Source organism: Chlamydia pneumoniae TW-183 (genome assembly GCF_000007205.1).
Taxonomy (GTDB): Bacteria; Chlamydiota; Chlamydiia; order Chlamydiales; family Chlamydiaceae; genus Chlamydia; species Chlamydia pneumoniae.
Map to the genome: position 1 here is coordinate 435,622 of NC_005043.1, position 12,828 is coordinate 448,449.

Here is a 12,828-nt window from a genome sequence, read left to right on the forward strand (position 1 = left end):
TCAATAGTTTCACTGTCCTTCTCCTAAACTCAATAAGTTCTTTGCATGTCTTTTTAAATGGTCGTAAGCAAGTTGTGTTACCATTCTGCCTCTGGGAGTCTTTTTGATAAAACCTTTTAAAATTAAAAACGGTTCATAAACATCTTCAAGAGTTTTGATATCTTCTCCCACAGCTACCGATAAGGTTTTAATTCCAACGGGACCACCTTGGTAGTAGTCGATGATTGTAGTGAGAAGTTTGATATCAATTTCATTCAATCCCCAATCATCTATTAATAGCATAGCCAAAGCTTTTTCTGCTACGTCCCCATTGATACAGTTTCCTTCTCGGATCTGAGCAAAATCTCTGACCCAACGTAGAAGATGATTTGCCAGTCGTGGCGTCCCTCGGGATCTCTTAGCAATTTCTAGTAATGCGGAGCTGTCAGCTTCGATTCCGAGTAAATGTGAGGAGCGGACTAAAATCTCTTTTAGATCTTGATCCGAGTAATAGGAAAGTCTCGCACTAAAAGCAAAGCGTGCTCTTAAAGGTTCGCTTAGCATTCCTGATCGAGTCGTTGCTCCCACTAAAGTGAAAGGAGCAAGATCGACACGGACCGAGCGAGCTCCGGGTCCTGAATCTATAGTAATATCGACTTTGAAATCTTCCATTGCAGAATACAGGTATTCCTCAGCAACTTTCCCCATACGATGGATCTCATCGATGAAAAACACGTCCCCTTCTTGCAAACTAGTTAAAAGTCCTAACAGGTCCGAGGGTTTGATTAACTGAGGCCCCGATGCCAAGACCAGCCCTTTCCCCACGGTGTAGGCAACGATGTGAGCAAGTGAGGTTTTCCCTAAGCCTGGGGGTCCAAAAAACAAGCAATGTCCTGGAACTTCTCCTCGTTGCAATGCTGCGCAAAGAAATAGATCTAGGCGTTCTTTTAAATGATGCTGTCCATAAAATTCTTCTAACCCTTTAGGTCTTAACGAAACATCAAATTTTTTATCCTGATGCAAGACAGCTACTTGATGCGTCATGTACGAACCTTCTCTATCGCTTTTTCTTTAGGTGGATTTTATATTTTTTTGAAACTCTCATCGATAACGCCGATCGGTTATACTCGGCATAGTACACGAGATACTATATAGAAGTACACTATGGACCTCTTCTTTCTATCAAGGAGAGCAGGGCCAAAGTACGAGCACTAGAACCTCTCCATCATTTTCATTTTATGATTTAAACTTCCTGTGGTGATCTAGATTTCTTTTGTCTTAAAACAGATAAATTAAAGATGGCGAACTATTTTTAAAAACATTTTCCACTGAGAAGTTGGTAGTAAAAATTCTCTAGCTTATCAATAAGGAGATGTTAATCTTTTTATGAATCCAAGAAGTTCTTATCAAGGTCCTCGCATGAATGCATTCAAGAGAACCAAGATTCTTCTACTATAAGAGTAAAGAGCAGACCTACCTGAAGTTCTCCCTAAAAATAAGGTTTGCCTTTTTCCCTTAGGATTATCTAACATTACCTCTAGGTTTCGTGATAAAATTGTAGCCTTTGGGATAGGCTTTTCTTGTTTATACAACTGGTCTTTTCAAGAGATAATCAAAGTCTATCTTATACTTAGAAAAGTTCCCCCCAAAAACCAGTAAATTGAAAAACAGAATATCATTAAGAAAGCAATTTCAAACTGTTAAGGTTTCTAAATGAGCATAAAAGAAGATAAGTGGATACGAGAGATGGCCCTAAATGCCGATATGATCCATCCCTTTGTTAATGGCCAAGTGAACGTAAATGAGGAGACAGGCGAAAAACTTATAAGTTACGGCCTATCGAGTTATGGTTACGACCTCCGCCTATCTCGAGAATTCAAAGTGTTCACCAATGTCTATAACTCTGTTGTTGATCCAAAATGCTTTACTGAGGATATCTTCATCTCTATTACTGATGACGTCTGTATTGTTCCTCCAAATTCTTTTGCTCTAGCTCGTAGCGTTGAGTATTTCCGAATTCCTAGAAATGTCTTAACAATGTGTATAGGAAAGTCTACATATGCACGCTGTGGAATTATCGTAAATGTCACACCTTTTGAGCCTGAATGGGAAGGGCATGTGACTATAGAAATTTCTAACACTACGCCATTGCCAGCGAAAATTTACGCTAATGAAGGGATTGCCCAGGTCTTATTCTTTGAGTCTAGTACGACCTGCGAGGTTTCTTATGCAGACAGAAAAGGAAAGTATCAAAAGCAACAAGGCATCACCGTACCTTGTGTCTAAAGTTTCAGTAAGAAAAAAAAACTGGGGTTTTAGATTACTAGAAGAAGTGATGATCAAATCCTGGTGGGTGATCTTTAGCATCTTAATTGGAGGCTTTGTTTATGATCGTGCTATCCAGGAGTTACGTACAGAAGAGCTACGCTTACAAAGCAAGGTCTCTTCTTTATGCCAAGACATTCTTTCTGCTCAAGAAAAGCAGCGTCAACTCCAATTACATCTGCAACACTGGCAAGACTCCGCTGCTATAGAAGCTGCTTTAATCCAGCGTCTGGGTCTCATTCCTAAAGGCTATAAGAAACTCTGTGTCTCCCCAAAGCAACAATCAGAAAATAAGGACTGAAAAGAGACCATGATTCCTACCATGTTAATGTTCTTCATTATCTGTTTTACTTTATGCTCGGGATTCATTTCGTTATCTCAAATTGCTTTGTTTTCTTTGCCTACGAGTTTGATCTCGCACTATAAGCGCTCTAAATCTAAGAAACAGCAGCGAGTAGCTACCCTTCTTCTACATCCCCACCACCTGCTCATCACCTTAATTTTTTGTGATATCGGACTGAATATTGCTATTCAAAACTGTTTTGCCATTCTATTTGGAGATGCAGCTTCGTGGTGGTTTACTGTAGGTCTTCCTTTAGCAATTACTTTGATCTTAGGTGAGATTCTCCCTAAAGCAGTAGCTCTTCCTTTTAATACACAGATTGCTAGTTCCGTAGCCCCTCTTATTCTTTGTGTTACTAAAATCTTCAAACCCCTACTCCACTGGGGTATCGTAGGAATTAATTATGTGGTCCAATGGATTTTATCGAAGCAACAGATTGATATCATCCAACCCCAAGAGCTGAAGGAAGTATTGCAAAGTTGTAAGGATTTCGGCGTAGTCAATCAAGAAGAAAGCCGTTTACTCTATGGTTATCTTTCTCTTAGTGATTGTAGTGTTAAAGAGCGTATGCAGCCACGCCAGGATATTTTATTTTATGATATCCAAACCCCTTTAGAGAACCTCTATCTTTTATTTTCTAAACAGCATTGCTCACGAGTTCCTATATGTAACGATAACCTCCAAAACCTTCTGGGCATTTGCACAGCGCGCTCTCTTCTTTTACATGACAAGCCACTGCAATCTTCGGATGATCTCCTCCCCTTGCTGAAAAAACCGTATTATATGCCAGAAACCATCTCTGCAAAAATGGCTTTATGTCAGATGGCAGCTGAAGACGAAACCCTAGGGATGATCATTGATGAATACGGATCTATTGAAGGATTGATCACTCAAGAAGACCTCTTTGAAATTGTTGCTGGAGAAATTGTAGACCAGAGAGATAATAAAATACTCTATACCACCTCAGGAGCTGATGTTATTATTGCCTCAGGAACTTTAGAACTCCGTGAGTTTAGTGAGATCTTCGATATCAACCTACCGACGAACAATAATATTGCGACTATAGGAGGCTGGTTAATAGAGCAAATCGGAACGATTCCGACAACAGGAATGAAACTCTCTTGGAATAACTTGCTTTTCCAGGTATTAGACGCTGCTCCGAATCGCATTCGCCGTGTGTATATAAGGAAATTGTATGACTAATTCTGCTCTCTTTTGGATAGGAGTCAACATTATCTGTATTGTCTTACAAGGATTCTATTCGATGATGGAAATGGCCTGCGTGTCATTTAACCGTGTACGATTGCAATACTATCTGACTAAAGATCATAAGAAAGCTCGCTACATTAATTTCCTGATTCGCCGCCCCTATCGTTTATTTGGAACGGTGATGTTAGGAGTGAATATCGCTCTACAAGTCGGGTCTGAGTCCTCAAGAAATTGCTATCGAGCTTTAGGAATCACTCCAGATTACGCTCCTTTCACTCAAATTTTTATAGTTGTGATTTTTGCAGAACTTCTACCTCTAACAATATCACGGAAGATTCCTGAAAAATTAGCACTTTGGGGAGCACCGATTCTCTATTATTCCCACTATATTTTCTATCCTCTGATTCAGCTCATAGGAAGTCTCACTGAGGGTCTTTACTATCTTCTAAATATTAGGAAAGAAAAATTGAACTCTACATTAAGTAGAGACGAGTTCCAAAAAGCTTTAGAGACTCACCATGAAGAACAAGATTTCAATACAATTGCTACAAATATTTTCTCTTTAAGTGCGACTTGTGCAGATCAGGTATGCCAACCTTTAGAACAGGTTACCATGCTTCCTTCTTCTGCAAATGTTAAAGATTTTTGCCGGACTATAAAAAATACAGATATCAACTTTATTCCTGTCTATCACAAGGCCCGAAAAAACGTTATTGGGATTGCCCATCCTAAAGACTTTGTCAATAAAGCTCTTGATGAACCCCTAATCAATAATCTACACTCGCCTTGGTTTATCACTGCAAAATCAAAACTTATTCGTATCCTCAAAGAGTTTCGAGACAACCGTTCGAGTGTTGCTGTTGTCCTCAATGCTTCTGGTGAACCTATAGGTATTCTTAGTTTAAATGCAATTTTCAAAATCTTATTCAACACTACAAACATTGCTCATTTAAAACCCAAGACCATCTCTGTTATTGAAAGAACGTTTCCTGGCAACTCTCGCATAAAAGATCTGCAAAAAGAACTCGATATTCAATTTCCGCAATATCCTGTAGAAACCCTAGCCCAATTGGTATTGCAACTGCTAGACAGTCCTGCAGAAGTAGGAACTTCTGTAATTATCAACAACTTGCTTTTAGAAGTTAAAGAGATGTCTTTATCTGGGATAAAAACCGTATCGATTAAAAACTTACTCTCATAGATTCTGCAATAAGAGTCAGGAGTGTTCTTTCAGCTTAGAAACATGTTCTCTTTTAAGACTTAGGAATTTTTCAAACGTTCTACGACTTTTTCTATAATTCCAACGGCTCTTTCAACATCTTCTTGCAAGAGAAGATGGCTAAAAGAAAACCTGAGTGTTGCCAGGGTCAACTCTTCATCAACACCCATGCTGACAAGAGATTTAAAGGGTGCGGTAGCACCTGAAGAGCATGCGGATCCATAACCACAAGCCACTCCTTCTATATCTAAGGCGATTTGCAATACCTCACCTTCCAACGGAGGGAAAGCAATTGCTGAGACGTTGTTTGCCCGTGGTTGATCCGCACAATGAATATGGACATCAGGAATGCGTGCTTTGATTGCCTTTTCAAAACCATTTCTATGGGTAAGAATTTCCTGAGAGATACGCTCTTGATGAAGATCTAGGTATTTGAAAATATAAAGCAGAGAGGCGATTCCCCAAAGATTTTCTGTGCCTGCGCGCAGCCCTCCTTGCTGACCTCCTCCCCACAGCTGAGGATGTAGTTTGACTCCTGGAGAGACCAGAAGAGCTCCGATTCCAGAGAGTGCATGAAATTTATGTCCACTGAATGCTGCCATAGTGACACCAGAGGGAAGAACTATCCTCTCCTTACCTACATTTGCAGTCGCATCCACAATAAATTGCAATTGTCGTTCTTGCGCGAAGTGGGCTATAGCAGCTATATCAGCTTTGGCACCAGTCTCACTATTGACCCAACCTAAGATGATTGCTGAAGTTTTAGGAGTCACAGCTCTTTCAATCTGCTCTATAGTAAGAACACATCTCCCTTCTTCGGGATTTAAATAAGAAACGGAAAGCGAGGAATGTTTTAAAGGCTCTAAGATGGCGGGGTGTTCGCTACCTGAGGTGATAACATGACTGTCTTTAGGGAGGCTTGCTATTGCTAAATTTAAACTCTCAGTAGCCCCTGAGGTATAGAGGACACGGCCCTGAAACGAAAGGACCTTTTGCATCCAGTGTGAAGCTTCTAGAACCAGTTGACGAGATTTTTTACCTAATTGATGGACGCTCGAAGGATTCGCGTACGTCCCTTCTATAAGGAAGGTTTTTTGGAGAAATTCCAAAAGTCCCCTCTCTGGGGGTGTCATCGCATTGTTATCCAAATAGATCATGGAATACTATCCTTAGCAAAGGAACTATTGTATTCGGACTAATACGACAGTAGCGTTGTCATCGCCTCCACGAGTATTGGCTAGAGAAATTAATGCATTCCCCCGTTCTTCTAGGGTGGCGGGCTGGTTCAAGATATCACGAATATCGATATCTGGAACCATGTTTGTCAATCCATCCGAACAGAGGCAGTACAAATCTTCCTTTTCACAAGGAAGATTCCGAATGTCAGGCATGACATAGGGACGACTTCCCAAAACATTAGTCAGAATATGGCGATAAGAATACACCTTATCTGATTGTTTAGGAAGCCCATAACGATTTTTTAATTGATTTTCTAAAGAATGGTCTTCGGTAAGGCGGCGCAGTTCTCCCTCACGAATACGATAAATTCGACTATCTCCCACATGAAATAGCCATGCCCTATCCTTCCGGAATTGGATGAAGCTAAGAGTGGTTCCCATACCCTGGAGATGCTCTTCCATTTGGCCGTGTTCATAGACCACACCATTGACCTCTAAAAGGATCTTTTTTAAAGTCTCCTTATACTGGTCATCCTCATACCCCATCAATTTTGACTGTTGCTCATCAATCAGCTCCATAAGGCTAGTCACTGCCTCTTGAGAAGCAATGTCTCCACCAAGACGCCCCCCAACACCGTCAGCAATAGCAACCACTTGAGACATGAGGTTTACCTGCCAAAAATCTTCATTTCTAGCGCGCACCCTACCAATATCACTCAGACCAAAATAATCAAAATCCACAAAGTGCTCCTAAAGAGATCCTGGATCACAAATAGAGTCCGCCCCTATAGACATTCTCTAATTTCATATCATTATTATAAAGAATTGAATTTTCCTGACGAAATCATAATTTATCGCTAAATTAATGGTCGCATGATCATTAATTACAAAGAAAAATTTGATAAATAATCGCCCTAGAGCTAGGCTGGAAGGGTCAATTAACCTAAGGATGAATAATGAAAAAAGCATTCTCTTTACTATTATCTTGTTTAGTATTGTTAGCTCTTAGTGGTTGCGTCCCTCCTCAATAAGGGTTCAACTACGCACCATGAGTTTTAATCACAAACTCATGGTGTTCCTTAGAAGTTCACTAAGAACCTTTTCATCATAGTTTTTATGATGATAAAGTAAAAATTGCTATAAATCGAAGAACTGCCTATGCAAATAGAAAATAGTAGTATTCTTTTTGCAGAGGTAGTCATGAAGTGGTTTATTTTTTCTGTGATCTCAGCTCCAGTTGTATTCCTCCCAGGGTGCACATTGATTCCTAAAGAAAAAGTTACCAAAGTTCCCTCACAACTTTGGTCAGAATCCCTTTCTCAACCTTGAGTTTCTAAACTAAAACTGAGACGGTCTCTTTGCTTGTTTTTATTTTTTTCTTTGATATAAGCTAATGAGAGTTTTAAATGGAAAATCTCTCAATTGCGAAAGTATTGATCTTAAAAGTAAAAACTTTCCCAGGGCTAGAATCTTTTGCAAAATAAGCAATTTAAGGACAGTGACTATGCGAAAAATGTTGGTATTATTGGCATCTTTAGGACTTCTATCCCCAACCCTATCCAGCTGCACTCACTTAGGCTCTTCAGGAAGTTATCATCCTAAGCTATACACTTCAGGGAGCAAAACTAAAGGTGTGATTGCGATGCTTCCTGTATTTCATCGCCCAGGAAAGAGTCTTGAACCTTTACCTTGGAACCTCCAAGGAGAATTTACTGAAGAGATCAGCAAAAGGTTTTATGCTTCGGAAAAGGTCTTCCTGATCAAGCACAATGCTTCACCTCAGACAGTCTCTCAGTTCTATGCTCCGATTGCGAATCGTCTACCCGAAACAATTATTGAGCAATTTCTTCCTGCAGAATTCATTGTTGCTACAGAACTGTTAGAACAAAAGACAGGGAAAGAAGCAGGTGTCGATTCTGTAACAGCGTCTGTACGTGTTCGCGTTTTTGATATCCGTCATCATAAAATAGCTCTCATTTATCAAGAGATTATCGAATGCAGCCAGCCTTTAACTACCCTAGTCAATGATTATCATCGCTATGGCTGGAACTCAAAACATTTTGATTCAACGCCCATGGGCTTAATGCATAGCCGTCTTTTCCGCGAAGTTGTTGCCAGAGTTGAGGGCTATGTTTGTGCTAACTACTCGTAGTCTAAGGAAATGTCCAAGTTTATTCTTCTCTTGTCCCTTGGCGTCGCTGCTCTAGCTTCCAAAAACTTCTTTATCTGGCCAGCACCCTCTGGGAAAACACCTTTAAAGCTCCGCCAAGTTTTATTTGGTGGTGCTCTTCTTGTTTTTTCTTCCCTTGTAGCTCTTAGCGTGAGCTCACAAACTGCGGAATTACTTTCCACCATGACAGGAATTAGCCTTGCCTTTGCATTTCTGTTCTACCTGCTTTTTCTCCCCAAGGATATCACACGTGCTATACTTTTCTCTGGAGAAAGACCGGTTAAAACTTCATGGCGTGCTCTAGGATCTGCCATCAGAATGTGGATCATCATCATCCCAGTAACACAACTGATTGGGATTATGATGAGTAAATTTTTAACTTTGGTTCTTCCTATGCAAGAGATTCACACACAAGAAGTCACTCAAGAAGTTCAGAACTCTCTGCCTATAACAGGACACTACATTAGCATGATTCTAAATTTAGGCGTCCTCACTCCATTTGGAGAAGAGGTATTTTTTAGAGGAATTCTACAGACATTCTTGAAAAACAAAATGACGCGCATAGCTGCGGTACTATGCTCTTCTATTATTTTCTCTTTCATTCACATTGAACACTCTTTAGGAAGTTGGGTCTTTGTCCCCGTGCTCTTTGTTTTTTCCTTATCTGCAGGGTTTCTATATGAAAAAGATCGGCACATTCTTTCTCCCATTGCACTGCACGGGTTGTTTAACCTCACCTCATTGCTATTTTTGGGAATAAAGTAAAAAGAGTAAGTTGGAGAACATTCTTTTAGCAAAAGAAAACTCTCCTTAGGGCTGCTACCTTCCAGTCCTGACCCGATTCGCAGGTTCCTTCTCTTAAAAGGCCCCCAACTTACCCTTCTTTGATAGCATATATTCTGTTTTTTCAAAAGCACCATATGCTTAAAAATAGACCAAAACTTCAACTATGTAGATTCATTTTTCTCTCGGTGCTTAGCAAGCTCCCAAAGGCGATCGGCCTCTTCAATCGAGACCGGCTTGTAATCTTCAGCGAATATATAAGGAGCACGGCGACGCAATTTTTCCATAGCCTCATTGGCAACGTCTTCGGAAGCAAGTACGCCCTCTCGTTCTAACAGAAAACATAAAATTAGAACTAAAGTTAAGACATCCCCGGCTTCGGAACCAACCTCTTGTACCGTCTTACCTTGTAAGACGGCCTCGTGAAATTCCTGACACTCTCCAAGAATATGCTCTACCATAGAGACTAGGGATTGCTGAAGTGACCAAGGACAACGTCCTTCAACTACCATGGCACGGACAGTCCCTATCAATTTAGAAAAAGCGTGATCTCGCATCTATACTCCTATTGATTCTCTAGACCTGACATCCCCGAGGTAGATTAGCAAAGCATCTTTAATCTTTTTGTGTCCTGAAGAAAAAGCTAAGTGATCTATATCACTCAAAAGATGCAATTCCCCGAACTGAGGCAGAGAAGTGGCTTTAAAAATTATAGGACACAAATGAACCTTATGATTAGTAAACGCATGCCGCTGTTCTTTAAGGTTACCTAAGAATTCCAAAGGGCTTTCTAAAGAAAGCTCCATCTTCTTAGTAAATCCTTCTATATCTTGAAGACCTTCCTCTGGTTCAACTTCAATATAAGGAAATTCATATAAGCCTGCCATCATTTCTTTAGGACGTCTCTTCTCGACAACCAAAGAGCCATCGTACAATACAATCGCTACCAAACGATGCAAAAAGATGACCTTTTTTCTGGCATGACGTACCGGCAATACGAACTGTTTGTTCTCCCTCCAAGCTCCACATGCTTGACGGACAGGACAACGATGACATTGAGGAACTTTTTTACAGATACAAGCTCCCAACTCTATCAGAGCCTCAGCTATAACCTCGGGACTCTTATGAGGAAGAAGCGCTTGAGCAATCCTAGAAACCCAAGTACGAGTTGATTCTAAGTCTATAGAAGTTTCTATCAAAAATATCCGGCTAAGAACACGCAAGACATTGCCATCCACAGCAGCAGCACGCCTCTTAAAAGCAAAGGCTAGAATAGCATGAACCGTATAAGGACCAACTCCACGAATTTGAGCTAAGGAAATGGCATCATCAGGGATCTTTCCATGAAACTCCTCCATAACCATGCGAGCTCCCTCTAAAAGATGGCGCGCTCGAGAATAATAACCCAATCCCTCCCATAACTTAATGACATCTTCTTCTTTTGCTGCAGCTAAAGACTCTATGGTAGGAAATCTCTCCATCCACTGATTAAAATAATCTATAACAACTTCAGCTCGCGTTTGCTGTAGCATAACTTCGGAAACCCACACACTATAGGGAGTCGGGTTATCTCTCCAAGGAAGAGATCGTTTATTTTTTTCAAACCATTTTTTTAATGCCTCTACAGGAAAATTCTTTGCCTTTTCAGAAAAAGCTATCTTTGTCATACAAAATCTCTTAAAATTTTATGCAATTATCAAATGATAAAAGGGCTGCTTTACAATATTTTATGGAAAATTTTTCCTGGCTTGCCACACAAGTCTCAAGATTATCTTCTTTTCTTAGATCTCAACTGCCTAATCATAGCAAGCAAGAAATCTTGGCGTCTATTCGCCAACATCGATGTCGAGTGAACGGGTTCATAGAAAGATTTGAATCCTACAAGGTACAACCTGGCGACCGTGTTTCCCTATCTCTGATCCCCTCAACAAAACAACAACCTAGCATCCTCTGGGAGGATGACTATAGCATTATCTACGAAAAACCTCCCCATCTTACTACTGAACAAATGGCACACATGACACGGTTTTTTACTGTGCATAGGTTAGACAAAGGCACCTCTGGGTGTCTTCTCATGGGAAAGTCTAAACAAGCGGCTACTGAGCTCATGAAATTGTTCAAGCAAAGAAAAATCCATAAACAATACATAGCTTTCGTTTTTGGTCATCCTAAAAAAAAATTTGGAACCGTAAAATCTTATACGGCCCCCGTATACCGGAGGTGTGGAGCTGTGATTTTTGGAGCCGCAGGCCCATCACAGGGAGAACCCATCAAATCCGCTTACAAATGGGATTGCTGGGTCATCCTATTGTCGGAGATGTCGACTACGGACCTAAAGAACAGCCTCCCCAGATCTTCCGCCCTCTCCTCCATGCTCACTCCCTAGAATTTATCTCCCCATTCACAAATCTTCCCCTAAAAATTTGTGCGTCATCAACCGAAGATCCTAGAGAATGTGCTCGGCACTTACTTCAAGAAAAACCCCTAGAACTTTACAATTAGAGATTCATAAAACTGTAATTGGAGTCGTTTACACTGCTTCAAAACATAACCTCCTCTTCTTCATCTTCTAAATCCCGCCTTTCTACCCTTCCGGGGTGCGACCTAGGAGAAATCACACTTAAAGGTAAAACTACAGGAAAACGCCCTCTAGAAGACACAGGGGAACGCTCTCTAGCACCTAATAAAGAAGGTTGAGACGTAACCACAGGATCTGGTTGAGGTTGCGGATGTGCCGTGACTCCAGAAGGTGTGGGTACAGGGGGGCGTTGTAAATTTAGTCCCGCCGTATGCATCAATGAAGTTGACATCTGTAGTAGGCACTTATCTCTTTCTTGAACATTGTTAGCATCGCTTAACAAACTTGTTTTCGTAAGAGAATTCTCAAAACATCGTGCAGCTAATTCTAAATAGCGTGACGAGGAAGATTCTCCCCCTCGCTTCCTTTCCAGATCGACACGCATGCCCATCCCCCGAGCCAAAATAGCATTGACTTCTGGATTACCTAAAATGTTGCCACGTTGGGGATCTCCTGTGGCTGGGACAAAATAACATTGATAGTGAGATAAAACCAAAGCAACTAACGCCATCAGATTTTCTTTGGTGATCCAAATCGGAGTGCTTCCTCCATTGGTAGCTACAAAGAAAATAGACATTAATAGATTCATGCAGGATGCAGACAACTGGATTCCCATGTTCTCGCACCCGTTCTTTTTAAGGGAGAAGACCTTAAGTGATGGGAAAGACATACATATCCTCTCTAGGTTAAAAGGGCTACAAACCTGTGCTCCTTGCTCTCCCCATGAAGAAAGAACCATCACTTTGCTTTCACACTCGAATTCCGTTTCCTGAAGAGAAGACTTAGCAATCCCTGAGGCAATTGCTGTACTCCAAAAAGGATCCTGTAATAAACCATCCACACAACTCGCCGCATCCGCCCACAGATCCATGCTTTGAGACTTCAAGATCTCACAAAAGTCCATAGAACACCGGTCACATGCAGCCATGACCTCCGCGATTGGAGGAAATCCCTCGAGTCGATGTCCTGATAATAAGCTCATGGTATCAATGCCAAGCTCACTTAACGCAATTAAAAGAACAGCCTTGCCATATTTCTGTTCTA

General features: G+C 40.9%; 14 protein-coding genes and 1 other RNA gene. 8 read left to right on the forward strand and 7 right to left on the reverse strand.

Annotated features, from left to right (window positions below; genetic code table 11):
* Positions 1 to 9: 9 nt before the first annotated feature.
* Complete coding sequence (gene ruvB / locus CPB_RS01990; protein WP_010883033.1) at positions 10 to 1,023, reverse strand: Holliday junction branch migration DNA helicase RuvB; 1,014 nt, start codon at positions 1,021 to 1,023, stop codon at positions 10 to 12.
* Between the two features lie 669 nt (positions 1,024 to 1,692).
* Here ruvB and dcd point away from each other — a divergent pair.
* Genes dcd through CPB_RS02015 form a run of 4 tightly spaced genes read left to right on the forward strand, consistent with a single transcriptional unit; the run spans position 1,693 to position 5,057 of the window.
* A complete protein-coding gene (dcd, locus tag CPB_RS02000) occupies positions 1,693 to 2,265 on the forward strand; it encodes a dCTP deaminase (protein ID WP_010883035.1) in 573 nt (190 codons plus the stop codon).
* Positions 2,258 to 2,605 carry a hypothetical protein gene (locus tag CPB_RS02005; RefSeq protein WP_010883036.1) on the forward strand — a complete coding sequence of 116 codons (348 nt, stop codon included), beginning with the start codon at positions 2,258 to 2,260 and terminating at the stop codon, positions 2,603 to 2,605. The genes dcd and CPB_RS02005 overlap by 8 nt, the downstream gene beginning before the upstream one ends.
* A 9-nt stretch (positions 2,606 to 2,614) precedes the next feature.
* Positions 2,615 to 3,850, forward strand: coding sequence for a hemolysin family protein (locus CPB_RS02010; protein ID WP_010883037.1), 1,236 nt, complete (start codon positions 2,615 to 2,617; stop codon positions 3,848 to 3,850).
* Positions 3,843 to 5,057: a CNNM domain-containing protein gene (locus CPB_RS02015; protein ID WP_010883038.1), complete on the forward strand. Its 1,215-nt coding sequence runs from the start codon at positions 3,843 to 3,845 to the stop codon at positions 5,055 to 5,057. The genes CPB_RS02010 and CPB_RS02015 overlap by 8 nt, the downstream gene beginning before the upstream one ends.
* A 59-nt stretch (positions 5,058 to 5,116) precedes the next feature.
* On the opposite strand, the gene CPB_RS02020 is transcribed toward CPB_RS02015, so the two are convergent.
* Together CPB_RS02020 and CPB_RS02025 are read right to left on the reverse strand one after the other, a co-directional pair.
* Positions 5,117 to 6,232 (reverse strand): cysteine desulfurase family protein, encoded by a 1,116-nt coding sequence (locus tag CPB_RS02020; protein WP_010883039.1) that lies wholly within the window; start codon positions 6,230 to 6,232, stop codon positions 5,117 to 5,119.
* Positions 6,233 to 6,256: 24 nt separating this feature from the next.
* On the reverse strand, positions 6,257 to 6,994 hold the full coding sequence (locus CPB_RS02025; RefSeq protein ID WP_010892040.1) for a PP2C family protein-serine/threonine phosphatase: 738 nt from the start codon (positions 6,992 to 6,994) through the stop codon (positions 6,257 to 6,259).
* A gap of 417 nt (positions 6,995 to 7,411) precedes the next feature.
* Between CPB_RS02025 and CPB_RS05720 the strand changes: the two genes are divergently transcribed.
* From CPB_RS05720 to CPB_RS02040, 3 genes are all read left to right on the forward strand, one after another.
* A complete protein-coding gene (locus CPB_RS05720) occupies positions 7,412 to 7,582 on the forward strand; it encodes a hypothetical protein (RefSeq protein WP_010883041.1) in 171 nt (56 codons plus the stop codon).
* A 175-nt stretch (positions 7,583 to 7,757) separates the two neighbouring features.
* Positions 7,758 to 8,405: a CT253 family lipoprotein gene (locus CPB_RS02035; protein WP_010883042.1), complete on the forward strand. Its 648-nt coding sequence runs from the start codon at positions 7,758 to 7,760 to the stop codon at positions 8,403 to 8,405.
* Between the two features lie 9 nt (positions 8,406 to 8,414).
* Positions 8,415 to 9,188 carry a CPBP family intramembrane glutamic endopeptidase gene (locus CPB_RS02040; RefSeq protein WP_011126129.1) on the forward strand — a complete coding sequence of 258 codons (774 nt, stop codon included), beginning with the start codon at positions 8,415 to 8,417 and terminating at the stop codon, positions 9,186 to 9,188.
* An 8-nt stretch (positions 9,189 to 9,196) separates the two neighbouring features.
* Here CPB_RS02040 and ffs read toward each other — a convergent pair.
* From ffs to mutY, 3 genes are all read right to left on the reverse strand, one after another.
* An RNA gene (gene ffs / locus CPB_RS05590) (signal recognition particle sRNA small type) lies at positions 9,197 to 9,296 on the reverse strand.
* A gap of 74 nt (positions 9,297 to 9,370) precedes the next feature.
* Complete coding sequence (locus CPB_RS02045) at positions 9,371 to 9,763, reverse strand: MazG nucleotide pyrophosphohydrolase domain-containing protein (protein ID WP_010883044.1); 393 nt, start codon at positions 9,761 to 9,763, stop codon at positions 9,371 to 9,373.
* Positions 9,764 to 10,873: an A/G-specific adenine glycosylase gene (gene mutY / locus CPB_RS02050; RefSeq protein ID WP_010883045.1), complete on the reverse strand. Its 1,110-nt coding sequence runs from the start codon at positions 10,871 to 10,873 to the stop codon at positions 9,764 to 9,766.
* 20 nt (positions 10,874 to 10,893) lie between these two features.
* Here mutY and CPB_RS02055 point away from each other — a divergent pair, with 20 nt between their 5' ends.
* Positions 10,894 to 11,592, forward strand: coding sequence for an RluA family pseudouridine synthase (locus CPB_RS02055; RefSeq protein ID WP_010883046.1), 699 nt, complete (start codon positions 10,894 to 10,896; stop codon positions 11,590 to 11,592).
* A 154-nt stretch (positions 11,593 to 11,746) separates the two neighbouring features.
* On the opposite strand, the gene CPB_RS02060 is transcribed toward CPB_RS02055, so the two are convergent.
* On the reverse strand, positions 11,747 to 12,766 hold the full coding sequence (locus CPB_RS02060) for a hypothetical protein (RefSeq protein ID WP_010883047.1): 1,020 nt from the start codon (positions 12,764 to 12,766) through the stop codon (positions 11,747 to 11,749).
* Positions 12,767 to 12,828: the final 62 nt, after the last annotated feature.